We start from the raw sequence: 26,511 nt of genomic DNA on the forward strand, positions 1-26,511 counted from the left end.
TATGACGGGCACGGTATAAATTCATAGCAGATCGCTTTGACAGGATAAATAAAGATAAATATTGGTTTTGATCAATCCTTCTGACAGGAACAAAATCATGCGTCTCCCCTTCTCCCGGAAGAGGTCGGATGGAACCCGTGTCCCCACAGTATATGACCCCAGGACCGAGCCGCCCCTGGTGGAAGCGGTCATACCTGACGGCTACGACCTCATCGATCAATACTGGGTGGAGGAAGGACGGTCGCTCGTCTGCATCCTCAGGGACACCCGGACCCACCAGCCCGAATACTATCTCATTGAACCGCCGCTCACCAACTTCGAGCACGAACTTCTCGAACGCCTCAACGAAGATCTGCGCAACGTGCTGGTCCTCTTAGATGAGGATCTCAGACAGGACCGCCGTCAGGTTCTGCTGAACCGGGCCGAAGACCTCTTGAAGGAGTATGGTCTCGACCCCGACCTGGAGACGAGGCGGCGGCTTGAATACTACCTCCTCCGCACCTTCCTGGGCTGGTCCAGAATCGACGGGCTGATGAAGGACGAAGAGATTGAGGATATCTCCTGCGACGGCACCGGCGTCCCGCTCTTCCTGTATCATCGGAGGTATCGAAACATCAGGACCAACCTCGTCTTCTCGGAGACCGAACTCGACTCCCTCGCCATTGCGCTCGCGCAACGTTCCGGCAAACATGTCTCGGTCGGTTCCCCGGTGGTGGACGCAACCCTTCCGGGGGGCTCCAGGCTGCAGCTCACCTTCGGGCGCGAGGTCTCGACGCGGGGCACCTCGTTTACGATCCGGAAGTTCAGGCCCGAGCCCTTCACGCCGGTTGAACTTCTCGCGCTCGGCACCTTCTCGGCCGAAGAACTCGCCTACTTCTGGCTGGCGATCGAGAATAACAAGAGCCTCCTTTTCATCGGGGGCACGGCGTCGGGCAAGACCACCTCGCTCAACGCCGTCTCCCACTTCATCCCCCCGCTTGCCAAGGTTGTCTCCATCGAGGACACCAGGGAGATCACCCTGTACCATGAGAACTGGGTGGCCTCGGTGACCAGGGACACGCCCTCGGGTGATGAAGGGGCGGCGATCTCGATGTTCGATCTCCTGAAGGCGGCGATGCGTCAGCGGCCCGAGTACATCCTGGTCGGTGAGGTGCGGGGACGGGAGGCGCAGACCCTTTTCCAGGCGATGAACACCGGGCACACCACCTTCTCGACCCTCCATGCCGGTTCGATCGATGCCGCCATTCACCGGCTTGAGAACGAGCCTCTCGAGGTTCCGAGAAGCACCATCCAGGCCCTTGACATCGCCAGTCTCCAGGCGCTCATCCACCGCGGGACCGAGCGGGTGCGGCGCTGTCAGGAGATCGTGGAGATCGCCTCGGTCGACCCCGGCACCGGCAACCTCCAGGTGAACACCGTCTTCGAGTACGATCCCGTCCATGACCAGATGCGCTATACCGGGCGGTCGCTGGTGTACGCCAGGATCATGGAGGGCCGCGGCTGGACCCGCGACCGACTCGATGAGGAGATCAGGGTGCGGATCACGGTCCTTGAGGCGATGGCGGCGGAGGGGATCACTGACTCCCGGGCGGTCTCGCGGGTTCTCCATGCCTTTGCGATAGATCGCGACCGGGTGATCGGAAAACTCGGCGACCTCTCAGGGCTGTTCCCATGAACGGCGGGAGAGGGGCGGGGAGATACCGGGAGTTTGTCGGGTGGGTGATCGGGCGCGACGAGGTGGGGTATGGGAACCTCGGGCGCTCGCTCGTCTCGGCCAGGCTCGGGATGACTGTCGAACGGTATGTCGGCCGCGCCTTTCTGGTTGCGCTCTCTGCGGCCCTCTTCGGTGCGCTTGTCGCCTACCTCCTCGCAGGGTTCGTCACGCTCCCGCAGCCCGCGGGTGACGCTCTCCCGCTCCCCCTCCCCGGGGCCGGGTTCCTCGGCCCGCTCCTCCGTCCTCTCCTCTCTCTCCTCATCGGTCTGGCTGCGGGCTACGGTTCGTATGCCCTCCTCCTCAGGTATCCGGAGATCGAGATGAAGAACCGGGCGACGAAGATCGATCTCTCCCTCCACAATGCTGTCTCATACCTCTATGCGATGCGCCGGGGTGGGGCCGAGTTGATGGAGATCTTCAGGTCGCTCTCGGTGAACGCAGGGATCTATGGCGAGAGCGCCCAGGAGTTCAGGCAGGTGGTCAGGGACACCGACTACTTCGGCGCGGACGTCGTCACGGCTCTCCGCGACCTCGCCGTCACCACTCCGTCTCCAAAACTCAGGGAATTTCTTGAGGATTTCATATCGGTGATCGAGAGTGGTGGAAACCTCTCGGCTTTTCTCTCGGGACGGGTACGGATCTTCCAGGAAGAGGCGGGTTTTGAGCAGAGAAAATTTCTTTCGAAGCTCGAACTCATCGGCGAGGCGTATGTGACAGTCTTTGTCGCCGGCCCGCTCTTTCTGGTCATCGTGATGGTAGTGACCGGACTGATCGGGGGCGCGGCTGTCACCCAACTCTCCATCCTCACCTATCTCCTCCTCCCGGTCGGGTCCATGATCATCCTCCTCTTCCTTGACCTGGTCTCGATGAAGGAGGAGGTGCCCGAGCGCTATACCGCCGTGAAGGTGCTCGATACCTTCAAGGATGTGCGGACTGTGGACACGGGAGACGAGGGGGCTGACTTTGCGCGTCTGGCCAGGTACGACCGGTACCGCAGCCTGAAGACTTTTCTCAAAAACCCTCTCCGGGTCTTTGTCCTCGAACCCCGCCTGACCTTCCTGATCACCGCGCCTGCGGCGATCGTCTACCTCCTCGTCGTCTTCTTTACCCTCCCGCAAGGGCTCCTTCCAGAGACGGCGATCGTCCTTGTCGACGACCATCTCGCCCTCGCCGCGCTCCTCCTCCTTGTCCCGTACGCCCTCTGCTATGAGGCGTGGGCGCGGAAGGTGCGGGGGATCGAGGCCGCGGTCCCCGACTTCCTTGCCAGGATGGCCGGGATCAACCAGGTTGGGCTGACCCTTGCCCGGGCGATCGAGATCATGGTCAGGACCAACCTCGGCCTCCTCTCGTATGAGATCAAGCGGGTCAGCCGCGATATCACCTGGGGAGCGAACGTGGAGGATGCCCTTGTCAGGTTCGAGCAGCGGGTGCGGACGCCGGCGGTCTCCCGTTCGGTCAGCCTCATCACCGCCGCCTCCCGGATGAGCGGGGAGATCTCGGAGGTGCTCGCCATCGCCGCAAAGGACGCCAGGATGTCCCATACCCTTGCGGAGGAGCGCAAGGCCGGGATGTCCCTGTACATCATCGTTATCTATCTCGCCTACGCTGTCTTCCTCTTCGTCGTTGTCATCATCTCGACCAGGTTCCTTCCCGCCCTCGGAGAGATCGCAGTCCCGTCTGTTGGGGCGGGCACCTTCCTCCCCGGCGTGGGCTCTTCCTCTCTCGTCCCCACCTTCGGTCGCCTTCTCTTCCATATCTCTCTTATTCAGGCCTTCTTCTCGGGTCTCGTCGCCGGGAAGATGGGTGAAGGCTCGGTGAAGGCCGGGGTAAAACATGCGGCGGTGATGCTTGGTGTGGCTTTGGTGGTCTTTGTGTTCCTGGTATGAGGTTTTTCTCGGGGAGAGAGGGCCTCTGAGAACATTGTCGAAAAATTGGCTCTGTTGAAAGCCTCTTCTGGAGTGACCATGAGGGGTTGATCACCCCCTTGCCCCTCCGTGACGGATCGGCAGAGGACGGGACACCCTCTGAACGATTCCCCGCCCGCCTTCCCGCCTCTATCGCAATCCTGGGGGTCGGGGGGCAGCGAGGTGCTCGGTTCCCGTCCCCCTCCCGGTCACGAAAAGAGGAATCGAGGGGGTCACCAGGGTTAGAAATTCTAAAATGCCCTCTCGTACCGGGGGGCCCCTCATTCGGTGGCCCCGGCACGCCCTCCCCATCCCGCAACCCTTATATCCTGCATCTCCCAACATCCCGATTATGTGTTCAGTTGGTGGAGGTACAGATCTCGAGATCGATGAGCGGGTGAAGGGCAAGGCCTACCGGTGCAAGGAATGCGGCGAACGCTTCAAGGCCGTCGGGAAACATCCGGTATGCCCTTCCTGCCAGTCGGAGGACGTTGAGGAGGCATGATCTGTCCCCTGGGGACGGACGACCTCCTCCTTGTCAGGGGTCCATCTTCTTTTCTCCTTGCCGGTGAGGTGCACGAGCGTTTTGCTCTCTGTATCGAGACAAAAGACGACGAGTATTGCGAAGGGCTCCATCCCGGTGACCTTGTCTGCGTCTCGGCCCCAGAAGGCGGCGCCCTCCGTGCGGCCGCGATGATCCTTCTCCTGGTCCGCGACCATCACTTCCCGGTCGTCGCCCTCTCCCCCGGCCACCCCGGTTCCAGGCGGGTGCCGATGGTCGTCTCCGCCGCCCCTGCGATCACCGTCTCCTGCGAGATCACGCGCGGCACGCACCCGGACCAGCACCTCCTCTGCGGCTCGGCCGAACTCGCCGGCCTCACCCTGCGAGGGGGGGGCGGTACTGTCACGCTCGGTGCTCTCCCCGCTGCGTGCACGATCTCGTATATATGTGTTGATCGTGCCCTGGTCGAAGAATAACAACAAATATAAAGGTAATTTTCATCAAATATGTGTAGGCCGTGAGAGGAGGGTTGGATGAAGAGTGAGGTTTTAAAGAGCATCAAGCAGGCAGAAGAAGAGTATAAGTCTATGGTCAGCACCGCAAACACTGAAAATAAGCAGAAAGTTGCGGATGCCAGGGCGGAGGCAGAACGTATCATCGAGAAAGCCACCGCCGATGCAGAGGCCTACAAAAAGACGAGGCTCGCTGAAGCCGGGACCGCCGCCGCGAAAAAACGTGCAGACATCTTGAAGGTCGGCGAACAGAAGGCGGCCACGCTTAGAGCGAACAGCCTTGAGAATCTCGATAAGGCGGTCGAGTTCCTCGTCTCGCGTTTTAAGGAGCAGCTGCATGTTTCAGCCTAAGCGGATGAGTCGTATCCTGATCGCAGGGTCCAAGGACCAGATGGATACGATCGTCCGTGAGTTGTATCATCAGCACGCTTTTCACGTTGAAGATTTTGTCGAGAAGGAAGACGAGGCCTACGAAGGATTCAGGATCGGAATGCCGCTTGACCAAGCAAGCGGTGCGTCCTCCGAGTTGATCAAGATCAGATCGCTCGAGAACACCTTCGGTATCTCTCCGGATACCGTTGATGCCACCAGAAAGCAGGCATCTCCTGAACTGAAGGCCGGCGTCGACCGGACTCTTGCCGCCCTCGTCGAAGACGTCGAGGATCTCACTGCACAACGGTCAAAACTCGAGGCACAGACGAAGGCTCTTGAGACGCGGGTCGCCGCACTCAAACCCTTTGCACCTGTCTCCCTCGACATGGACCTGTATCACGGCTACGAGAACGTCACCGTTTTTGCAGGCTACGTCGAATCCGACGTCGAGATCCCGGTCTCAAACGAGAAACACTTTGTCCCTGGCGGCAAAGGTGGACAGAACTTCATTGCAATTTTTGTCCCTGCATCAGAGGCAGAGGTCGCTGACCGCGCCCTGCTCGAAGCACACTTCCAGTCGGTCCCCATCCCCGAGGGCTCGGGTCCTGTCAAGGATCTCATCTACGATGCCCAGGGGAAGATCGCTCAACTCAACGAACAGATTGAGAAGGTCGAGAGGACCCTTGAGGAAAAGAAGAATGAATACGGCGAAGTCCTTGTTGCATACGACGAATACTTCACGGCCGTCGTGGAGCAGGCGGAGGCCCCGCTGCGGTTTGCAACAACGGAGGACGCCTTTGTGGCAGAAGGCTGGGTGCCGGCCGAGAAGGTCGAGGGCATCATCGCGTCTCTCACCCATGTGACCGGCGGGAAAGTCTATGTCACCGAACTCGAGGTCGGGGACGATTCCAGGGACGTCCCGGTTGAGTACAACAACCCGAAGTTCTCGCACCCGACCGAACTCTTAATTGACGTTTACGCTCGTCCGCGCTACGACGAGTTCGACCCGACGCTGCTCGTCTCGATCGTCTTTCCGGTTTTCTTCGGTTTGATCCTGGGCGATATCGGGTACGGTCTCGTGCTCCTTGCGATGTCCTTCGGATTGCGGAGGTACTTCAAAGGAGAGGCGGGCAAACAGCTCCTGGATACCCTGAGAAACTCCTCGATCATGAGTTGTATCTTCGGTGTCCTCTTCAGCGAATGTTTCGGATTTTCGCTCCCCTGGCATTCGATTATCTACTCCAGACACCTGAACATCGGCGCGAACGCTATCCATCACCCGATGGTCGCCGAACTGCTGATCGTCTCGGTCTGGATCGGCATCCTGCACATCACGCTGGGGCGTCTGCTCCACGTGAGAAACATCAGAGGTGCCATGCACCAGAGCCCCCACGCCACCAAGGAGGTCCTTGGACAGTTCGGCTGGCTCTTTACGATGTGGGGTATCATCGTTGCAATCTGGTCCATTTTCCCCATCCCCCTGATGGTGGACCTCACCGGTTTCCCGCCGGTAGCGATGGGCCTGAACGCGGCAGGTATCTTCGGTATCGTCCTTGTTCTGCTCGGCATGGCCCTGATCGGTCAGGAATCTCCGCTCGAACTGATGGAGATCCCGACGATCGTCAGTCATGTCCTGTCGTACACCCGTCTGGTTGCGGTCGGTCTCTCCTCGGTCGCGATCGCGATGGTCACCAACTACATCGCGCTCGACCTGATCATCGGCCCACAGCTCGAGTCACTCACCGTCGTGGGTGTTGTTATCGTCCTGATTGGTCTTGTCGTCCTGCTCCTCGGCCACGTGCTCAACACGGCACTCGGTCTTCTGGGCGGCGGCCTGAACTCGATCAGGTTGCACTATGTTGAGTTCTTCACCAAGTTCTACAATGGTGGAGGGAAGAAGTACATGCCCTTCGGCATGAGAAGGAAATTTACGGAGGAATAAGAACTATGGCAGATCCAGTTATGACTCTTGAAATGGTTGAAGCATCGCAGATGGGACTGAAGGCAGTCGGCGCAGGTCTCGCCGTCGGCCTGGCCGGTGTGGGTACCGGTCTTGGTGAGATGGGCATCGGTGCCGCCGCCATGGGCGCGACCGCCGAGAACAAGGACATGTTCGGTCTTGCACTGCTCTTCACCGTTATTCCAGAGACAATCGTCATCTTCGGTCTTGTCGTCGCTCTGCTGCTGCTCTTCTAAATACGAAGTGAACACGGAGTGAACGATGGGATTGGAAGCTGTCGTTGGAGATATCAAGGAAAAAGGGCGGAAAGAGGTCGCCGAGATCCAGACCCGAACCGGGGCTGAGGTCAAGAGCATCCTCGAAGAGGCGCAGGAGAAAGCGGCGGCGATCAAGCAGGCGGCTGAAAATGACGTCACGCGGGAAGTCACCCGTATCGTCAACCAGGAAGTCTCGGCTGCCAACCTCGCCGTCAAGCGCGAGACCCTCAACGCGGAGAAGGACACGCTGGCGCGTGTCCATGCCTCCGCCCTCGCCCGAATCGGCGACCTGCCTGCCAATTTCCACGCGCAGGCTCTCCGTTACCTCCTCCCCCAGGCGGCTGCCGATGTCGGGGGCGGTACGGTCTACTGCAACGCCCGTGATATCTCCATTGTCAAGGAGATCCTTGCCGAGAACGCGGACCTTTCCGGGTTCTCGCTTGGAGACCCCGTCGAGATTGAAGGCGGGGTCGTGGTTGAGAGTGCCGATGGCAGGATGAAGGTCGACTACAGTTACCGTACTTTCCTGGAGACGGTATGGGATTCAGGGCTTAAGGATGCGTCTGATATCCTTTTCCCCTGAGGAGGTCTCGGCATGGCTGACGTAGGGGGCCCCGCCCCATACATTTACGTCTCCACGCGCATGCGTGTGCGCAAAGCAAAGTTGATCCCGCGGGAAGAGTACCTGCGGATGCTCAATATGAGCCTGCCCGAGATCACCCGTATCATTGGAGAAACGGAATACAAAAAGGAGATCGACGAACTTTCGTCGTCTTTCTCGGGGGTCAACCTCATCGAGGTGGCGCTCTCCTGGAACCTTGCAAAGGAGTACCAGGAGATCCTGAAGATCACCCCGTCGGGACTGATGAAGTTCGTCCAGAGTTATCTGCGCCACTGGGATATCCAGAACGTCCTGACGATCCTGCGCGGTAAGACCCAGGGGGTCAAGCCGGGCAAGATCAAGGAGGTGCTCATCCCGGCAGGCGAACTCGACAGGAATGTTCTCGACCGACTGCTTGCGGAGGATTCTCCCGAGCGGATCGTCGAGGCGGTCAAGGGTCGACGGCTCGGTCCGGTCCTCGCTGCAGGTCTCCACGAGGCCCTCGAGGCCGGTTCGTTTGCCACGCTCGAAAACGAGTTGTACAAGAACCTGTACGGGCAGATGATCTCCGACGCCAAGGGCGGGATCAAGGGAGGCCATGAGTTCCTGGGATACATCCAGACTGAGATCGACACCAGGAACATCATGAACCTCTTCCGTTTCCGCGCACAGAAGACATCAGGCGAGGCGGTCAAGGCTCTGCTCATCCCTGACGGGAAGGCCTTCTCGGTCGACGAACTGGTCAGGATGAGCAGCATCGAGAGCCTGGACGAGTTGATTGAGGCTGCGAAGAAGAAGGCCACCGATCCCGAACTGGCCGAGGTCTTCGAGGAACTGCGCCAGCAGCGCCCGATCCACGAGGTCGAGGTGCTGTTGACGAATTACCAGCTCAAACAGATGGATCGGCTCTCCAAGCTGTATCCCTTCTCGGTCCTCCCGATCCTCGCCTACCTCGAGATGAAGCGGTACGAGGTGACCAACCTCCGTGCCGTCGCCCGGGGGAAGGAGTACGGCCTGCCGAACGAACGCATCGAGAGTTACCTGGTGATGTAGATGGTTGAGATTGCAGTCGTTGGAAGCAACGAATTTGTCATCGGATTCCGTCTTGCGGGCATTCAGAAGACGCTCGTTGCAGAGGATGACGAGGCCCTGAAGACCACCGTCCAGCACGTGCTTGATGATGCGTCGGTAGGCATCCTGGTGCTGGACAGCAGCGATATGAACAGGCTCCCCCTGCGGCTCCGGGCCCTGCTTGAAGAGTCCGTGAAGCCGACGGTGATCGCGATCGGCGAGGAGGAGGGAGGCCTCTCCATGCGGGAGAGAATAAAGAGATCGGTCGGTGTTGATCTGTGGAAATAAAAGTTGAATCGAACACAGGCACTTCGACAGGAGTGCTGAAGAGGATTGCAGGCCCGGTCGTTACGGCTGTCGGCTTCAATGCCCACATGTTCGACGTGGTCAAGGTCGGCCACGAGGAACTGATGGGCGAGGTCATCAAGATCGCGGGTGAGAACATCATCATCCAGGTCTACGAGGCCACCGATGGCATTCGGCCCGGCGAGCCGGTGGTAAACACCGGTATGCCGCTCGCGGTCGAACTCGGCCCGGGTCTGCTGAAGAGCATCTACGACGGTATCCAGAGACCGCTCGAGGTGCTCATGAACAAGATGGGCAGTTTCATCGAGCGCGGTGTGACTGCACCGGGGCTTGACCGCGCGGCAAAGTGGGAGTTTGTCCCTGTCGTGAAGGCCGGCGATCATGTCGCCCCCGGCATGGTCATCGGGACGGTCCAGGAGACCGAATCGATCCTCCACAAGATCATGATCCCGCCCAACCAGAAGGGCGGCGTGATCAAGGAGATCAAGGGCGGCTCGTTCACCGTCGAGGAGACCATCTGTGTCCTCGAAGACGGGACCGAGATCCAGTTGATGCAGAAGTGGCCGGTCCGTGTGCCGCGGCCGGTGAACGAGAAGATGAACCCTGACATCCCGCTCGTTACCGGGCAGAGGATTCTCGACGGGCTCTTCCCGATCGCCAAGGGCGGTACCGCTGCGATTCCGGGGCCGTTTGGCTCTGGCAAGACGGTCACCCAGCAGCAGCTCGCCAAGTGGTCTGACGCGCAGATCGTGGTCTACATCGGCTGCGGCGAGCGCGGCAACGAGATGACCGAGGTGCTGACCGAGTTCCCGGCACTCGACGACCCGAAGTCGGGCAGGCCGCTCATGGAGCGGACCATCCTGATTGCGAACACCTCGAACATGCCGGTGGCCGCCCGTGAGGCGTCTGTGTACACCGGTATCACCATCGCCGAGTATTTCCGTGACCAGGGCTACGATGTCTCCCTGATGGCCGACTCCACCTCCCGGTGGGCGGAGGCCATGCGTGAGATCTCCTCACGTCTCGAAGAGATGCCTGGTGAAGAAGGGTATCCGGCATACCTGGCCGCCCGTCTCTCTGAGTTCTACGAGCGTGCGGGTCGTGTGATGACCCTCAACGACCTCGAAGGATCGGTCTCGGTTATCGGTGCGGTTTCGCCGCCTGGCGGTGACTTCTCCGAGCCGGTTACTCAGAACACCCTGCGTATCGTCAAGGTCTTCTGGGCGCTGGACGCCAAACTCTCGCAGCGTCGGCACTTCCCGGCCATCAACTGGCTCAACTCATACTCCCTGTATCTTGACACCCTCAACGAGTGGTACGACAAGAACATCTCGCCTGAGTGGAACCAGCTTCGGAACTGGGCAATGGGTGTCCTCCAGAAGGAATCCGAACTCCAGGAGATCGTGCAGCTCGTCGGTTCCGATGCCCTCCCAGAAGAGGAGCAGATCACCATCGAGGTCGCCAGGATGCTCCGTGAGATCTTCCTGCAGCAGAACGCCTTCGACGATGTGGACACCTACTGTTCACTGGAGAAGCAGCTCGATATCCTCAGGGCGATCCGCACCTATGCTGATCTCTCGTCCGCGGCTCATGCCGCAGGCGTGATGCCGGCCCAGATCCTGGCGGTTAAGGCCAAGAACGACCTGCCGCAGATCAAGTTCACGGCAGACTACAAGCCTGAACTCGAGCGGATCCTGAAGGCAATGAAGGACGAATTTGCCGGACTGAAGGCGGGGATGGCATGAAAGAGTACAAGACAGTCAAGCAGATCGCCGGTCCGCTCGTCTTTGTCGAGAAGACCGAACCGGTCGGCTACAACGAGCTTGTGAACATCGTCCTCGCGGACGGTAGCATCAAGCGCGGCCAGGTGCTCGACACCTCCGACGACCTCGTGGTCGTCCAGTGTTTCGAGACGACGGCTGGTATCGGCCGCGACGCCGGGGTCAGGTTCCTCGGCGAGACGATCAAGATGCCGGTCTCCAAGGACATGCTCGGCCGGATCCTCTCCGGCGGCGGGAAGCCGATCGACGGCGGCCCTGAGATCGTGCCTGAGAAGAGGCTCGACATCCAGGGCGCTGCGATCAACCCGTACGCCCGTGCGTCCCCGGCCGATTTCATCCAGACCGGTATCTCGACCATCGACGGGACCAACACCCTGGTCCGTGGTCAGAAGCTCCCGATCTTCTCGGGCGCAGGTCTGCCGCACAATGATATCGCTCTCCAGATCGCCCGTCAGGCAAAGGTGCCTGGCTCCACTGAGGAGTTTGCGGTGGTCTTTGCGGCGATGGGTATCACGAAGGAAGAAGCCAACTACTTCATGGCCGACTTCGAGCGCACCGGTGCGCTGGAGAGGGCGGTCGTCTTCCTGAACCTCGCCGACGACCCGGCGGTCGAGCGGATCATCACCCCGCGTCTTGCCCTGACGACGGCCGAGTACCTTGGTTACGAACTGGGCTACCACGTGCTGGTCATTCTCACCGATATGACCAACTACTGTGAGGCGCTCCGTCAGATCGGTGCGGCCCGTGAAGAGGTGCCCGGCCGACGTGGGTATCCGGGATACATGTACACCGATCTGGCCTGCATCTACGAGCGGGCGGGTATCGTCAAGGGCAAGAAGGGTTCGGTCACGCAGATCCCGATCCTGACCATGCCCGGCGACGATATCACCCACCCGATCGCTGACCTGACCGGGTACATCACCGAGGGTCAGATCGTGGTTTCCCGTGAACTGCACCGGAAGGGTATCTACCCGCCGATCAATGTCCTGCCGTCGCTGTCCAGGTTGATGAACCTGGGTATCGGCGAGGGGCACACCAGGGACGACCACAAAAAGGTCTCCGACCAGTTGTACGCCGGGTATGCGGAAGGCAAGGACCTCCGCGGCCTGGTGGCCATCGTCGGGAAGGACGCGCTCTCCGAGCGTGACCGTGGTTTCCTGGAGTTCGCCGACCTCTTCGAGGGTCAGTTTGTTCGCCAGGGGATCGACGAAGACCGCTCGATCGAGAGGACGCTTGATGTGGGCTGGGAACTTCTGTCCACGCTGCCGGTCGAGCAGCTGGTCAGGATCGACCGCGACCTGATCAAGAAATACCACCCGCTCTATCGGAAGGGCGCAAAGGCTGAGGTGTAAGTCCGATGGCGCTCAGAGATGTCAAGCCGACGAGGTCAGAGCTGATCGACATCAAACGCAAGATCAAGCTCTCCGAGCGCGGCTACAACATCCTCAAGATGAAGCGCGACGGGCTGATCCTTGAGTTCTTCAAGGTGCTGAAAGAGGCGAAGGACACCCGGGGCGAGATGCTGCGCAAGTACCAGCATGCCCAGGAGATGATCGCCCTTGCAAACACGGTCGAAGGGACGATCGGGGTAAAGGCTGCGGCTTTCTCTGTCAAGGAGAACCCCGAGATCACCCTCAAGTCCAAGAACATCATGGGCGTTGTCGTCCCCCAGATCGAGGCAACGAAGGTCAGAAAGAACCTGCTCGAGCGCGGCTACGGTGTGCTCGGCAGCAAGTCGGTCATCGACGAGACGGCCGAGGCCTACGAGGAACTTGTCGAGGCGATCCTCGAGAGTGCCGAGATCGAGACGACGATGAAGCGCCTGCTGGACGAGATCGACCACACCAAGCGGCGTGTCAACGCCCTTGAATTCAAGGTGATCCCTGAGTTGAAGGAAGCCGCTGCGTTCATCAAGATGCGGCTCGATGAGATGGAACGTGAAGAACTCTTCCGTCTCAAAAGGATCAAGGCAAAAGCGATGGTTAAGGCTGAGGCCGAGGCTGCGGCCGAGGCCGAGGCCGCCGTATAAGAGAGAAGAGGAGATATGTCGTCGATTGGGACGATCAGCGAGCTTGCGTCTGAGGGGAAGACGGTCCTCCTCCGTCTGGATCTGAACTCCCCTATTGACCCGGCTTCGAACCAGATCCTGGATGACAAGCGGTTCCGAGAGCATCTCCCGACGATCAAGGAACTTGAGGAGAGCCGCGTTGTCATCATCACCCACCAGAGTCGGCCGGGTAAGAAGGATTTCTCCACCCTGGAGGGGCATGCTGAGAAGCTCGCCCACCTCCTGGGCCGTCCGGTGGGGTATGTCGACGATATCTTCGGCCGGTCGGCGCGGGAGGCGGTTGTGTCCCTGCGGACGGGCGAGGTGCTGATGCTGGAGAATGTCAGGTTCAACGCGGAGGAGAACCTGACGCTTTCGTCGGAGGCGGCGAAGGGGACACATATTGCCCGCCGCCTTGCGGCGATGGGCGATGTCTTTGTCAACGACGCCTTCGGGACGGCCCACCGTTCACAACCGACGGTGGTCGGCCTGCCCATGCTGATGCGCTCGGCCGGCGGTCTCCTGATGGAGCGGGAGGTGACAAACCTCTCCCGCGTCTTCACGGGGGCGCCGCGGCCGGTGACCTTTGTCCTGGGCGGGACGAAGGTGGACGACTCGATTGCGGTGGCGGCGAATGTTCTGGAGAACGGGGTCGCCGACCAGGTGATCGTCATCGGTGTCGTGGCCAATGTCTTCCTCACGGCGGCAGGCTACGATATCGGGACACCTTCGGCCGACCTGATCGCTCAGTTGAAGTACACGGGCGAGGTCGCAAAGGCGAAGGCCCTCCTCAACCGGTTCGGTGACCGGATCCTCTTCCCCGACCAGGTGGCCGTCCGCGAGGGCGGTGAACGGGCCGAGTATTCGATCGAGGCAATCCCGGCAGAGGCGCCGGTGATGGACATCGGTGCCGACGCGCTTCAAACGGTGAATGAGGCGATCTCGTCGTCAGGGACGGTCGTCGTCAACGGCCCCGCAGGGGTCTTCGAGGATCCGGCCTTCTCGGCCGGCACCTTCGAGATCTTGCGGGCCTCTTCAAAGGTGCCGTTCTCGGTGGTCGGCGGTGGTCACACTGCGGCGGTCATCGAGCAGATGGGACTCGATTCGGCCTTCACGCATATCTCCACCGGTGGAGGCGCATGCATCGAGTTCCTGACCGGCAAGAAACTCCCGGCGATCGCGGCACTGGAGCGCTCGCGGGAGATCTTCGGGTGAAGGGGGTTCGGCCCTCTTCACGTCTTTTCGTTCTGTCCTGAGAGCCGTTGAGGACGGTCCGGGGTTTTATGGTGTGTTGTTCGTTTTCGGGCGAGTGGTAACGCCCCGGGATTGTTGGAGTTTAGGGCTCTGTAGAATTCGGCATGAGCCTCCGGGCTCAAGCATACGCGATGAAAATTCTCGTTGGTCTCTGGCGGGCATGGATCCGTGCTCCCTCTTCAGAGCAGGACACCAGATGGGACCGCCACTTCATTGCCGCCCCGCCCCTATCTTCGTCGCGGGGGGTCCGGGGGTTGCACCTCGTGGTCCTCTCATTCAGATGATTGGGCTGGGCGGGAGTCAGTCGACAGGATGGTGCAATTGCCTCACCTGGTCCACCGCCTGGCAGTTATCTGTCGATCGTCATCGTGAGGGACCGGGGAGGCGAAGTCTCCTCCAGGCATGGGGTGTTCTGCGTTCTTTTTCGGAATGTTCAAGGGTTCGTAGAGTGATAGGGCCATGATCGCGTATGCGGGTGTTCAGACTTTTCGCTCTCGTCTCTCTCCTCTTTCTCTGCATGCTTCCGGCGGCGGCGACAAATATGGTTCCTGAAGGGCCGATCAGTCCGGAGAGCGTGATCGCCCTCGTTGTCTTCTGGCTGACGCTCTACTGCATCGCCGCCGTGGTCTTCAGTGCAGTGGTGGCGGGGATCTATCTCCTGCTTGAGTGTCTCCCGATGCCGCGGGTGCGGGCCGCGCTCCCGCCACTTGTCCTCGCCTTCGTCGCGGGGGCGTATCTTCTGGGGGCGTTCGGCCAGTTCCCGGCCCGATTCCCGCTCTCGATTCTTTCTCTTGCCATGGCCGTGCTCACGCCCTGGCCGGTGGTGGCATCCGGGTTCGGGTCAGGGCGGCGGCCCTGGGTGCTGGTGTTGATCGCTGCGTTTACGACGACCCTCCTGGCCACTGCGCTGAATTTCTTCCCCTACGTCGGCGGCCCGGGCCAGGTCGCATATATGCCTGATATCGGCCTCGATATCTTCTTTGAGATCGGTGAGACAGTCTGTATTGCGTGCCTCGTCTGGGCAGTGATGCTCCTGCTCGGCCGTCTCAGGGAGGGGGAGCGGGTCTTCCTCCTCGTGCCGCTGCTGGTGATCGTGTGGGTGGGCCTCTCACGAGGGGCGCCTTCCTCGCTCTTCCCTGAGGGTGCGCTCATCGCCGGCGGAGTTGCGTCGGTGCTCCTCCTGGCCGCCGCCCCTCTCGCCGGTCGGCGACGTGTCGGGGCGCTGTTGCTCGTCGTCGCGGCGGCTCTGACGGTGGCAGGGGGTCATGCCCTTATCCTCACGCCTGGTGGCGAGTGGGCTACTATCAGTGTCGCCCTCTTCATCGTCCTGATGCTTGCCCTGGGCACGGCCGCCGGGCTCATCCTCATTCAGCCGGAGGGCCTGCCCTGGTGCATGGGTGCGGCCTTCGCCGCCCCGCTCCTCGTCGCCCTGGGGTATCGGCTCGTCGGGGGAAACTGGTGGGAGATCTGGGAGCGGGTCGGGGCATCTCTCCTTTCTCTCCTTCTGCTCGGTGCGGTGAGTACTCTTGCTGCGGCGACGATCGGCGGGTTTGCGAGGTGGGCGAAGAGCGGGAAAGACGAGGGGCCGGTGCATTCGGAGTAGGTTGTGGGCAGCACAGTCGGGTGATCAGATGAACACGACAGAATGGCGGAAGGTTCGACAGCGTTGTTCTATGATGAGGCACGCACCGCCTCCGCTCAATGTTTTCCCTTCTTCCTGAGCACGCTGTTCCCTGACTCTGTCCTATTGTCCCGGACTTCAAGGAGCGCGGCGATCACCTCCATCGAGTGACCGTCGGTTCTTCGGTGAAATCTCGGCGCTCTCAGACTAAGCCCTTCGATTCTGCGCCCTTGCATCGGTCCCCCCGTGCGAGTCTGATAGGGGTGGGAGGGCATACCTCTATATATGGGTTGCGCCCCGGCTCACTCGTACCGAAGCGCCTCGATCGGGTCGAGGCGCGAGGCCTTCCAGGCCGGATACACCCCTGAGAGGAGACTGGTACCGAGGCCAAAGCCCATCCCGAGGAGGACCGACCCGATCCCATCAGGCCCAAGGCCGGTCGGCACCGTCCCGTACCCCGCAAAGACGGTCTCCGCGACCGAAGCGGTGACGGCCATGCCGGCAACGGTGGAGACGGCGCCGCCGATGAGGCTCCCGGCGACGCCGAGGATGAGCGCCTCGTACAGGAACATGCGCATCACCTCGGTGCGTCGCGCCCCGATGGAGCGCATCACCCCGATCTCGTGGAAGCGTTCGGTGACCGAGATGATCATCACGTTCAGGATCGAGACGCCGGCGACGAGGAGGGCGACCCCACCGATGCCGAGGAGGAAGATCGAGATGGCGTCGTAGGTCTGGTAGAAGAGTTCGAGGATCTCCCGCGAGTCCTGGACGTCCACCACTTCCTTTCGCCGGTTGAACTGGTCGGCGATGGCCTTTTTCACCGCCGGGATATCGCCGAGGTCGGTGACCTTCACCACCACCCGGTCGTACGCGGGTTCGGGGTGGCGCTCGGTGTACCATCCATGGGTGACGACGACGGCATAGTCGGGGTTGATGTCGATGCCCATGCCCCGCTCCTCCAGCACACCTGCGACCCGCACGTCCTCGCCGCCGAGGTTAATCCGCCCGCCTGCCCGCACCTCGGCCTCCTCTGCCAGGAGCGATCCGACAAGGACGCTCTTCCCTGAAGACGGCGGCAGGGCGCCGTCCTCGACGTCGAGGAGCACCGGGATGTCGTCATGGTGGATGACGATCACCGGGACATACCCTTTTTTCCGGCCTCTCTCCAGGAGTTCGGCGGTCTGAAACAGAGGCACCGCCTGATATGGCCCAACGGCTCGCTCGATCCGATCCAGGTCACGCTCGGTGAGCCCGCCGGCCAGGGCCGAGCGCGGGTCGAAGGGGTCGCCGCTCGCGGCCGCAAGGTGGGGAGTGACGACCACCGTGTCTGAGACGTCGGCGACGAGGCCGGAGAAGAGGATGATGAGGTTGTTGCCCAGGATCCCGAGGGTGGCGATGGCCGCGACCCCGATGACGATCCCGAGGGCCGCCAGCCCGGACCTGACCCAGTGGCGTCTGAGGTTCCTGACCGCAAAGGTGAGAAAGATCCCGGCCACTCCCTTCACCCCCGCAACGCCTCGATCGGTGTCATCTGTGCGGCCTGCCATGCGGGATACACCCCGGCGGCGACGCTGGTCACGATCCCGAAGAGCATCGCACCCAGGATGTAGGCGACCGAGAGGGGGTCGAAGACCGTCGCCCCCTCGGCAAAGGTCGTCCCGGCGGTGAAGACTTCGATGGCGGCGAGGCTGATCACATACCCGCCGACAAAACTGAGGGCGCCGCCGATGAGGCTCCCGGCGAGGCCGAGGACCAGGGCCTCGTACAGGAACATGCGCATCACCTCCCCTCGCAGGGCGCCGATGGAGCGCATCACCCCGATCTCGTGCCGCCGTTCGGTGACCGAGATGATCATCACGTTGAGGATGCTCACCGCCGCGATGACCAGGGAGACCGCCCCGATCCCGAGGAGGAACCGCCCCATCGCGTCATAGATCTCGTTCACCTGGTTGAGGCTCTCGCGCGAGTCGGTGATGTCCACCGTCTCGTCCCGGCGGTTCATGAGGTTCTCCACCGCGGTCTTCACCTCCTCCATCTCGTCGGGGTCGCGGACCGTGATCACCACATAGTCGTAGCCCTCCTTCTGGGGGAACTGATCCCTGAACCGGTCGCGCTCGATGACGACCGCATAGTCGGGGTTGATGTCGAAGGCGAACCCCCGCTCCTCCAGCACCCCGGCGACCCGCATCTCCTCGTCGCCGAGAGCGATCCGGCTGCCGGCCCTGATCCCGTACTCCTCTGCCAGGACCGATCCCACCAGGGCAGCCGGCGAACCCGGCCTGAGATAATTGCCCTCAGAGAGATCGAGGAGATCGGGGATGTCGTCGGTCGCAAGCCCGATCACCTGGGCATACCCGCCCTCATTGCCGACGCGGAGGTCGGCGGCCTCCTCGACGACCGCGACCACCGGGTTCCCGCCGGCCGCCCGTTCGATCCGGTCGACGTCGGCCTCTGAGATGGTGGCGGCCACCACGGTCCTGGGGTCGCCGACGAACCCCTCGCCTCCGAGGGCGGTGTGCGGGGTGATCACCACGGTGTCGCCGACGTCGGCGATGAGCCCGGCGGCCAGGAGGTTGATGGAGTTGCCCATCACCCCGAGGGAGGCGATGGCGAAGACCCCGATGACGATCCCGAGGGTGGCGAGGAATGACCTGACCGTGTGGCGCCTGAGGTTCCTGGTGGCGAAGGAGAAGAAGATCATGCGATCCTGCCGTCGACGAGATGGATCCGCCGGTGTGCGTAGGCGGCGATGTTTGTGTCATGGGTGACCATGATGATCGTCTTGCCGCGCCGGTTCATCTGGGTGAGGAGGTCCATGATCCCCTCGCCGGTGTGAGTGTCCAGGTTGCCGGTCGGTTCGTCGGCGAGGAGGATCTCGGGTTCGTTGATGAGGGCCCGCGCGATGGCCACCCGTTGCTGCTGTCCGCCGGAGAGTTCGGCCGGGCGGTGGGTGTGGAGTTCGGGCTCCAGGCCGACGGCGTCGAGGAGTTCGAGGCATGCCTCGTCGCACCCGCTCCGCCGTTCCTTGAGGACGCGGGGGAACTCGACGTTCTCGATGATGTTGAGGAGGGGGATGAGGTTGAACTGCTGGAAGATGAAGCCGATGTGATCGCGGCGCAGACGGGTGAGGTCGTCGTCCGAGAGAGTGCCGATGTCCCGTCCCTTGATGGAGAGGGTGCCTGAACTCGGGGTGTCCAGGCAGCCGATGAGGTTGAGGAGGGTGGACTTGCCAGAGCCCGAGGGCCCCATGATGGCGACGAAGTCGCCGGCCTTGATCTCGAGGTCGATGTGGTCGAGGGCGACGACGTCCCCTGCCGGGAGGGGATAGACCTTGCTGACGTCCACAAATCTGATGATCGATTCTGGTTCATTCATGGCGCAACGCCTCGATGGGGCTGAGGTGCGAGGCCTTCCATGCGGGGTAGGCCCCTGAGAGGAGACTGGTGGCGATGCCGAAGGCCACGCCGTACGGGATGGCGATGAGGCTGGTGGGCTCGAAGAGGAATTTGGTCTCTTCGAGCATGACCGCGAGGGCGAGGTAGCCGCCGAAGAGACTGAGGACGGCGCCGATGGCGCTCCCGACGAGTCCGAGGATGAGGGACTCGTACAGGAAGATCCGGAGCACTTCCCCCTGTCTGGCACCGATGGAGCGGATCACCCCGATCTCGCGGGTCCGTTCGGTCACCGACATCATCATCACGTTGAAGATGGAGACGCCGGCGACGATAAGTGAGATGCCGCCGATCGCGGTGGTGAAAGTCGAGATCCGGTTGAAGGTGTCGAGGAGGGTTTCGAGGATCGCCCTGGTGTCGAGGACGTCCACCTCGTCCTCGCGCCGGTTGAGTTGCATCTCGATCGATTCTTTGATGCCGTCGATCTCTTCGAGATCCTCCACCTTCACGATGACGAGGTCCCACTCTTCGCCGCCGTAGAAGTCCTGGTAGAACTCGTCGGAGACGATGACCGCACGGTCGGGGTTGATGTCGAAGCCAACGCCCCGCTCTTCGAGGACGCCGGTGACCCGGAGTTTCTGTTCTTCGTCGCCGATCCTGAGTCTGCTTCCAGGGATGAGGTCGTAGTCCTCGGCAAGAATGGCGCCGACCATCGCCCCGCTTTCGCCCCGCAGGTAGGTGCCGTCGGTCACCTCCAGGAGGTCGGGGAGGTCGGTGGGGCTGATCCCGTAGACCGGCGCCGCGGTCGTCTCCCCGCCGATGACGAACCGGTCGCTCCCGCTCATGATCGGGATGACCAGGTTGGACCCGGCGGCCCGCTTGATCTCGTTCACCTGCCGGTCGGTGACCCCGCGGCCGCTCACGGCGATCGGAGGGCCATCTCCTTCTCCCCCGCCGCCGGTGTGGGCGGTGATCACGATGGTGTCGCCGACGTCGGTGAGGGACTCTGAGATCGAGAGGACCAGGCTGTTTCCGAGGATGCCCATCGAGGCGATGGCCGCCACCCCGATGACCACTCCGGTCACGGCAAGGAAGGAGCGGAGCCAGTGGAGCCTGATGTTGCGCGTGGCAAACTGGAAAAAGATCATCCCCCCTTCCATCGCTATCCTGCCAGGGGTGCGCGGCAATAAACGTGCCGGTGAGAGGGGGGCGACTCGAAGATCTTCGATCTTTTCGAACTCACTGTCGCTCGTTCCCCCCGGCATCCCTCCACGGACGAGAGAATTGGTGGGGGCCGGCAGAGTGGTGGATCAAATGAGTGGTCCGCACTGTCTCTATCAGCCGAATCCCCTCCCCCCACAATCTTCCGAATAAGGGGATCAGGGGCCGAAAGGGCCGTAAAAAATCGTCTTTTATGGCTGAAAATCGGAGCAAAATCCATGAGATTTGTCGGTATCATATCGCCTCTCTTTCTAGGTACAGGGTGAATGATATCACTCCCGCTCATACAGTCCGCCAGAGGGCGAGGAGAGGCCCATGATACTCTGAGTATCTCGTGAAAAACCCTTATTCCGTCAGTATCGTAAAATCTCTTCAGAATGGGCCGGGACCGGTCTGTCTGTTCCCGAAACAGGGGCTGAAATGGGCAGATCTCGCCCCCGGTCCCATACGGTTGAGGTGAGAAGAAATGTGAGAGAAGGGTGAGTGAGCGATAGAGTTCCGGCTGGTTATCGCTCACCTGGGTTGGTTTTCGGGTCCTCTGTTTCTGCCTTCCGCTCCCTGATCGCCCTCGCTGCCTGGGCGAAGAGGCCGTGAACACCTTCGGCGAGTGGGTGGACGTCGATAAGGTCTTCGAGGTCGAAGACGGTCTTATTCTGCCTCATTGCCTCTGCGAGGTAGGTGGCGGTGATCCCGGCGCCAGGCGAGGCCGCCCAGATGCCGCGGAGCGCCCCGGTCTCAGGGTCAACGAGAACCGTACCGAGACCGGTATCGCCCTTCGGGACCGACCAGAAGGAACCCGGGCCTGCCGGGGCCGGGAGGGAGAGGGCGATGCCGTCGTCGCCGTCGTCGCAGAAGGCGAGGTCGTTTGCGAGGGCGAGGGCTTGTGGTACGGCTTTCGGGGCGTAATTCATCTCACGGCCGAGGATGTTCTCCGCCGCGACCACCCCCTGGAGACGGGCGAGAGGGGTGAGGTACGGCGGGCCGGCGGCGTCGCCCGCGGCATAGACGTCCGGGACCGAGGTCTGCATCCGGTCGTCGACGACGATCTCCCCGCGGGGCCCCTTCTCCACACCGATGACCATCGAGGTCTGGGGCACGAGCCCGACGGCCAGGAGGACGGCATCGGCCTGGCACTCTCCCGGCGCCGCGCCGCCGAACGCCGCACCTTCCACCCGATCGCTGCCGATGATCGCGGTGAGCGGGGTATGCTCCCGCACCTCGACGCCGGAGAGTTCTTTGAGGGCCAGTCGCCTGAGGCGGGGGTCGAGGTCGCCGAGGAATTCCCGCCGAGCAAGGAGCGTGACCTGGCTCCCGAGTCGGCTGAAGATGTATGCGAACTCAGCCGCCGAGACCCCGCCGCCCGCGATGACAAGACGCTCAGGGAGGGCCGGCATCGTGCGAAGCGTGCGGGAAGTGTAGACCCCCGGCAGATCGGTGCCGGGGAGCGCCGGGACCGCGGGCGCGGACCCGGTCGCGATGACGACCGCCTCGGCCTCGACCTCTTCGTCGTCGATGAAGATCCGGCGCCCGTCGACCCTGGCCGTCGCCCCATAGCGGACCTCGACGCCTGCGGCCCGCGTCTCCCTGTCGAGGACGGTTCTGATCTTACTCTGGACCTCTCCCATCTCGCGGAGCAGCGCGGGAAACTCCAGGTGCAGGACGCCTTCCAGCACTCCGGCCGCTGCGAAGTCCCCTACTCGCTCCATCGTCCGTGCGGCGTCGTTGAGGGCGCAGACCTGCATGCACCCCGAGTTAAGGCACTGCCCCCCGATGGCCTCCCGCTCGACCAGCGTCACCTCACGCCCGGCCTGACCAAGCCTGGCGGCCGCGAACCGCCCGGCTGGACCCCCTCCGATGACGACGATCATGACTTCAGAAGATCTCCACGCCCTCGTCAGAGGGCATGCCCATCACCTCGCCCGTGAAGGCGTTCACTTCGACGACTCGATCCCTTCCCTCGACCTGCCAGACCGGGACATAGACCATGGCCACCTCGGTGGTGATGTTCTCCTTCTTCGGCTTGAGTATCTCTTCACGGTAGAAGACCGTGTCGCCTTCCTCTTTTTTGATCCTGACCCGTTGCGTGAGGTTCTGGATCATGGCGGCGACCGCCGTCTCCTCGATACCTTCGCGAGGGATCTTCGGGGTGAGCACCTCGCAGCCGTCGGGCATCATCGTGTCCACTGCGTCGCCGAGACTCATCTCCATCCTGGTCCCGTTGATCGCATTGATCCCGTCGTTTCGTTCGGCCTCGAAGGAGACCACCCTGTTCATCACCGACTGCGAACCGGTGCTTGTGCAGTGGCAGCACCAGTACGGGACGAAGCGGCACCGCGCCTTTCCGCGCGTCCCCGAGAGGATCGCCGCGTCCCGCTCGCCGACCTTGATCGGGAGATGACGGATGGCACTCTTCGTCTGCCCGCCTCTCCCGACCGGAACGGCTTCATCGAGGACGAATTTTCTTCCGAAGATCCGGGCGAGTGCCACCTCCCCCGCGTACCTGGCGATCTCCTCTTCCCCCCAGCAGGTGCAGTGCTCTGCAGCGAGCGCACCGTCGAAGGTGACCAGGATCTTCCTGCATACCTCGGTATGCTCCCCGTTCCTGAGCCTGAAGGTCCGGTGGCAGAACCTGTCGCACTCCTCCTGGTTGTCCGAGATCAAGACCACGTAACTGTCTTTGTCGCCCACGGCCGAGAGATCGAAGAGCTCGTCGGCGGCCTCGACCTCGTATCCCGAGGCATTCAGGATCATTGCTACAATATCCTGCGTCCTCTCCCGAAGATCGCCTTCCATCTGTTGTAATGGGGCTTTGTCCATTGAACAATTTTTCCATCTGTGTCGGCTGTTTATATGGGGAGTCGGAGAGGATTGATCGGTGCTGTGGCTTTTTAGAATTCAAACTCTGTTTGGGGCGGCCCGTCTGATCGACATGCCTTCAAGCACGCTCGCACCGGGGAATTCGGCCCCCTGGTCCATGGATGAAGATAGACAGGGGACGGCAAACCCCTCTCCCAGCACGGATGTGATGACCTCAACATGAAAACTCGCATGAAAATGGGTGTCCTGACCCCTCGACCCCGTTGGACGGAACCTTTTTTCTATTCCCGTAACCGAGATCATGGTGTGAATGCTCCCCTGAAGTTCATCCATCATCTGATCGAAGAAGAGGCCATGCAGGTGACCTTCGACCCTGTCGAGGACGAAGGGCTCGTCATCTACAACCTCTCCCTGATCAGGGAGGATGACTTCGAACCTGTCCTTGCCATTATGAAACGAGCCTCCAGGGCCGGCCTGGCGCCGAGCGACCTGGTCCGAGTCCTGCAGCCCGGTGAAGGAAACAATATGGCCGTGATACCTGACAGGATGGTCGGGCTCTGTACGGTCTGTTCCATCACCTTTGACGGGGTGATGATCCGGCGGGGTGCGCCCCTTCACCCGGTCGGCGGCGGCGTGGTCGAGGTCGAGGACGGTGTGCCCAGGCGGTTCACCGACATGCTTCTCTACGACGCCACGACCATCGACCCCCTCCAGGTTCTGGTCTCCCAGGAGATCACCGACGTCTGGGGAGTGATCCGGGAGGGGAGGGGCAGTGTCCTGGCCAACCTCAGGGAATGTCATATGGAGGCCGAACCGACGGTGGCCGGGATCCTCGAAGACCTAGAACGCAGTCGGATCGGCGGGGTGCTTGAGGTGGGTGCCCCGAACGCCCCCGTCCTCGGGTTCGGGTGCTCGCCCCAGTACTTCGGGATCACGATCCTGGGCGGGACCAATGTGATGGCCGCAGTAAAAGAGTCGGGGTACAGGGTTGAGATCAACTCGCTGCGCGGGCTCATCGATATCGGCGATCTCGAATCGGTCGATCACCTCTGACGGGTTTTTCCGAGGTAACTCCTGGTCAACTCCGAATACCTTGAAAAGAATCGTGCGAAACCCTCTGACTCGGAATATAGGGCGGTCGGCACCTCACCGTGTCCGCCCATCGCCACCAGCACTTTTTCTCGATCAATAAAGAGCACTCCTGCCATGTCGGTCCCGCGTGTCTCTTCACGCCAGATCGGCGGGACCGAGACGATGACTTCCATTCCCTCAGGGATCTCGCCTTCCCATGCGGAGGCGATCACATCGACCCTGACCCCTCTTTTCACCGCGCCGGAGAGGGAGTCCCGGAGGTCTTTGAGGAGGATCCAACTTCCGATGATCTCGACCTGCTCCTCCGCCTGGGCGATGAGGTCGCGCATCCTGCTCTTGATATTTGCCTCGCCCAGGATATTCCAGATCAACTCCTGGCCGCCCCCTTCGATGCTCGCTCGCTCTGCATAGATCTCCCCGAGCACCACCTTGGCATACGCTCCTTTCTCCTCGATCTCGCGCATGAGGCTATTGATCGCCTCGTCCGGGGGGATGGCGTTGAAGCGTTTGGGTGTGGTGTGGGAGACCGTGACCAGGTTCTTCTGGAGGAGGCGGTCGAGGACCGGGTAGACCGATGCGCGCGGCACCCCCGAGATCTCGTGGATCTCGGTTGCGGTGGCACTGGTGACCCTGAGGAGGGCGACGTAGACGAGTGCCTCGTACTTGGTCAGACCGAGGGTTTTGAGGGCGGTGGTGATTCCCTGTGGGGGCTGTGGCGGTGGCGACATGACAATATCTATTTATATCAGCCAGCGGATAAATGTTGTTACAACAATAACAACAAGGTGAACATATGGATATCAGAAAGTGCATTCTCCTGAGTCTCCTCATGATAGCGCTTGTCGTTCCCGCCCTTGCAGGCGTTCAGTTTCTGTACGGCAAGCCGGAGATGTCTGCGGCGATCTCAGGGACAAACGAGTTTTCTCCAGGTGTCGAGACCCCGATCGCCGTGGTCGTCTCGAACAGCGGAACCAACCCCATCATGGAAGTCGACCCCACGAAGATCACCCCCCAGGACCCCCCCAACCTGGCCAAACTGGTGAAGGTCGGGCTTGAAGCAGGCGACGCACCGGTCGAGATCAAGTCCGACCCACAGATGCTTGGCGACATACCGGGCGGGATGAGCAAACCGGTCACCTTTGTCGTGAAATTCGACAAGGATGCAAAGGCCGGGACCTATGACCTCTCGCTCGTCCTCACCTACCAGTATGTCGACTGGAACGAGCAGAGAGATAACAGCAACATCCTCCAGACCGACTACCGGAAGAAGACCGAGAAGATCTCTCTCCCGGTCACCGTGAAGTCTGATGTCAACCTCCAGGTGAACAAGGTGGAGACCGAGCACCTCAATGTCGGGACCGAGGGATACCTCAAACTTGTCCTGGAGAATGTCGGTGACGAGCATGCCGGGAAGGCGGTCGCCAAACTGGTGCCAGACGCCAACGGCCCCCTGGTCCCGACCGATGGGAGCGTCTATATCGGCGACTTCAACCCCGACGACGTGACGACCTGTGTCTTCAAGGTCTCGACCTCCAAGGACGCCGAGCCCCAGACCTATCCCCTGAACGTGGTCGTGGAATACGAGAAGGCCAACGGTGAAAAGGCCACCTCTGACACCGAAGTCGTCGGCGTTCCGGTCGGCGGCAAGATCGACTTTACGATCGTCTCGACAGCCTCCTCGGTCCACCCCGGTCAGAAGGCAACGATCGAGGTGACTTACAAGAACATCGGATCCGCAACAGCCTACAATGCCCAGGCCAGGATCAGTGCCGTCGATCCGTTCACCTCCAATGACGACACCGCATATCTCGGTGACCTTGCCCCTGGCGAGACCGCTGTCGCCCATTACAAGGTGACCGTCGACAAGGAGGCAACGCTCAAGAACTATGGCCTTGACTCAGAGATCCGCTACCGTGACGCCCTGGACAACAGCCAGATATCCGACACCATGAAACTGACCGTCGGCGTGGTTAAGGCCGAAGGTCTCGGTGCCGCGATGTCCAATCCGATCGTCATCGCAGCAGTCCTTGCGGTCCTGATCGGTGCCGGGTATTATATAGTCAGAGCGCGCAAGTCGAAGTGAT

24 protein-coding genes are annotated in these 26,511 nt (G+C 61.4%); 17 read left to right on the forward strand and 7 right to left on the reverse strand.

Annotation, left to right across the window (positions count from 1 at the left end):
• Window positions 1–97 precede the first annotated feature (97 nt).
• The 15 genes from RJ40_RS09130 (at window position 98) to RJ40_RS09200 (ending at window position 15,884) form a co-directional block, all read left to right on the forward strand.
• Window positions 98–1,675, forward strand: a complete 1,578-nt coding sequence (locus tag RJ40_RS09130) for a type II/IV secretion system ATPase subunit (protein WP_265580546.1) — start codon at window positions 98–100, stop codon at window positions 1,673–1,675.
• Window positions 1,672–3,600, forward strand: a complete 1,929-nt coding sequence (locus RJ40_RS09135) for a type II secretion system F family protein (RefSeq protein WP_265580547.1) — start codon at window positions 1,672–1,674, stop codon at window positions 3,598–3,600. The genes RJ40_RS09130 and RJ40_RS09135 overlap by 4 nt, the downstream gene beginning before the upstream one ends.
• Before the next feature lie 370 nt (window positions 3,601–3,970).
• Window positions 3,971–4,123, forward strand: a complete 153-nt coding sequence (locus RJ40_RS09140) for a hypothetical protein (RefSeq protein ID WP_265580548.1) — start codon at window positions 3,971–3,973, stop codon at window positions 4,121–4,123.
• Window positions 4,120–4,596: an alpha/beta hydrolase gene (locus tag RJ40_RS09145; RefSeq protein WP_265580549.1), complete on the forward strand. Its 477-nt coding sequence runs from the start codon at window positions 4,120–4,122 to the stop codon at window positions 4,594–4,596. Before RJ40_RS09140 ends, RJ40_RS09145 begins: the two co-directional genes overlap by 4 nt.
• A 57-nt stretch (window positions 4,597–4,653) precedes the next feature.
• Window positions 4,654–4,983 carry a V-type ATPase subunit subunit G family protein gene (locus tag RJ40_RS09150; protein ID WP_265580550.1) on the forward strand — a complete coding sequence of 110 codons (330 nt, stop codon included), beginning with the start codon at window positions 4,654–4,656 and terminating at the stop codon, window positions 4,981–4,983.
• On the forward strand, window positions 4,970–6,946 hold the full coding sequence (locus tag RJ40_RS09155) for a V-type ATP synthase subunit I (protein ID WP_265580551.1): 1,977 nt from the start codon (window positions 4,970–4,972) through the stop codon (window positions 6,944–6,946). The genes RJ40_RS09150 and RJ40_RS09155 overlap by 14 nt, the downstream gene beginning before the upstream one ends.
• 5 nt (window positions 6,947–6,951) lie before the next feature.
• On the forward strand, window positions 6,952–7,200 hold the full coding sequence (locus RJ40_RS09160) for an ATPase (RefSeq protein ID WP_265580552.1): 249 nt from the start codon (window positions 6,952–6,954) through the stop codon (window positions 7,198–7,200).
• A 25-nt stretch (window positions 7,201–7,225) separates the two neighbouring features.
• Window positions 7,226–7,804, forward strand: a complete 579-nt coding sequence (locus RJ40_RS09165; RefSeq protein WP_265580553.1) for a V-type ATP synthase subunit E family protein — start codon at window positions 7,226–7,228, stop codon at window positions 7,802–7,804.
• Window positions 7,805–7,816: 12 nt separating this feature from the next.
• Window positions 7,817–8,875 carry a V-type ATP synthase subunit C gene (locus tag RJ40_RS09170; protein ID WP_265580554.1) on the forward strand — a complete coding sequence of 353 codons (1,059 nt, stop codon included), beginning with the start codon at window positions 7,817–7,819 and terminating at the stop codon, window positions 8,873–8,875.
• Complete coding sequence (locus RJ40_RS09175; RefSeq protein WP_265580555.1) at window positions 8,876–9,181, forward strand: V-type ATP synthase subunit F; 306 nt, start codon at window positions 8,876–8,878, stop codon at window positions 9,179–9,181.
• Entirely contained in the window at window positions 9,172–10,944 is a 1,773-nt protein-coding gene (locus tag RJ40_RS09180) for an ATP synthase subunit A (protein ID WP_265580556.1), read from the forward strand. Before RJ40_RS09175 ends, RJ40_RS09180 begins: the two co-directional genes overlap by 10 nt.
• A complete protein-coding gene (locus tag RJ40_RS09185) occupies window positions 10,941–12,332 on the forward strand; it encodes an ATP synthase subunit B (RefSeq protein WP_265580557.1) in 1,392 nt (463 codons plus the stop codon). The genes RJ40_RS09180 and RJ40_RS09185 overlap by 4 nt, the downstream gene beginning before the upstream one ends.
• A gap of 5 nt (window positions 12,333–12,337) precedes the next feature.
• On the forward strand, window positions 12,338–13,009 hold the full coding sequence (locus RJ40_RS09190) for a V-type ATP synthase subunit D (RefSeq protein WP_265580558.1): 672 nt from the start codon (window positions 12,338–12,340) through the stop codon (window positions 13,007–13,009).
• A 15-nt stretch (window positions 13,010–13,024) separates the two neighbouring features.
• Entirely contained in the window at window positions 13,025–14,242 is a 1,218-nt protein-coding gene (locus tag RJ40_RS09195; RefSeq protein ID WP_265580559.1) for a phosphoglycerate kinase, read from the forward strand.
• A gap of 508 nt (window positions 14,243–14,750) precedes the next feature.
• Window positions 14,751–15,884: a hypothetical protein gene (locus tag RJ40_RS09200; RefSeq protein WP_265580560.1), complete on the forward strand. Its 1,134-nt coding sequence runs from the start codon at window positions 14,751–14,753 to the stop codon at window positions 15,882–15,884.
• A gap of 320 nt (window positions 15,885–16,204) precedes the next feature.
• On the opposite strand, the gene RJ40_RS09205 is transcribed toward RJ40_RS09200, so the two are convergent.
• The 6 genes from RJ40_RS09205 to RJ40_RS09230 form a co-directional block, all read right to left on the reverse strand.
• Entirely contained in the window at window positions 16,205–17,452 is a 1,248-nt protein-coding gene (locus RJ40_RS09205; protein ID WP_265580561.1) for an ABC transporter permease, read from the reverse strand.
• Window positions 17,407–18,606 (reverse strand): ABC transporter permease, encoded by a 1,200-nt coding sequence (locus tag RJ40_RS09210; RefSeq protein ID WP_265580562.1) that lies wholly within the window; start codon window positions 18,604–18,606, stop codon window positions 17,407–17,409. The genes RJ40_RS09205 and RJ40_RS09210 overlap by 46 nt, the downstream gene beginning before the upstream one ends.
• Entirely contained in the window at window positions 18,603–19,280 is a 678-nt protein-coding gene (locus RJ40_RS09215; RefSeq protein WP_265580563.1) for an ABC transporter ATP-binding protein, read from the reverse strand. Before RJ40_RS09215 ends, RJ40_RS09210 begins: the two co-directional genes overlap by 4 nt.
• Complete coding sequence (locus RJ40_RS09220; RefSeq protein WP_265580564.1) at window positions 19,273–20,457, reverse strand: ABC transporter permease; 1,185 nt, start codon at window positions 20,455–20,457, stop codon at window positions 19,273–19,275. Before RJ40_RS09220 ends, RJ40_RS09215 begins: the two co-directional genes overlap by 8 nt.
• Window positions 20,458–21,024: 567 nt before the next feature.
• Window positions 21,025–22,386 carry an FAD-dependent oxidoreductase gene (locus RJ40_RS09225; protein WP_265580565.1) on the reverse strand — a complete coding sequence of 454 codons (1,362 nt, stop codon included), beginning with the start codon at window positions 22,384–22,386 and terminating at the stop codon, window positions 21,025–21,027.
• A gap of 4 nt (window positions 22,387–22,390) precedes the next feature.
• Window positions 22,391–23,311 carry a hypothetical protein gene (locus RJ40_RS09230; RefSeq protein ID WP_265580566.1) on the reverse strand — a complete coding sequence of 307 codons (921 nt, stop codon included), beginning with the start codon at window positions 23,309–23,311 and terminating at the stop codon, window positions 22,391–22,393.
• 330 nt (window positions 23,312–23,641) lie between these two features.
• Between RJ40_RS09230 and RJ40_RS09235 the strand changes: the two genes are divergently transcribed.
• Entirely contained in the window at window positions 23,642–24,388 is a 747-nt protein-coding gene (locus RJ40_RS09235) for a DUF128 domain-containing protein (RefSeq protein ID WP_265580567.1), read from the forward strand.
• Here the strand turns inward: RJ40_RS09235 and RJ40_RS09240 are convergent.
• Window positions 24,379–25,155, reverse strand: a complete 777-nt coding sequence (locus RJ40_RS09240) for a TrmB family transcriptional regulator (protein WP_265580568.1) — start codon at window positions 25,153–25,155, stop codon at window positions 24,379–24,381. The genes RJ40_RS09235 and RJ40_RS09240 overlap by 10 nt on opposite strands.
• Before the next feature lie 65 nt (window positions 25,156–25,220).
• Here RJ40_RS09240 and RJ40_RS09245 point away from each other — a divergent pair, with 65 nt between their 5' ends.
• A complete protein-coding gene (locus RJ40_RS09245) occupies window positions 25,221–26,510 on the forward strand; it encodes a COG1361 S-layer family protein (protein WP_265580569.1) in 1,290 nt (429 codons plus the stop codon).
• Window position 26,511: the final 1 nt, after the last annotated feature.

Source organism: Methanofollis aquaemaris (genome assembly GCF_017357525.1).
Classification (GTDB): domain Archaea; phylum Halobacteriota; class Methanomicrobia; order Methanomicrobiales; family Methanofollaceae; genus Methanofollis; species Methanofollis aquaemaris.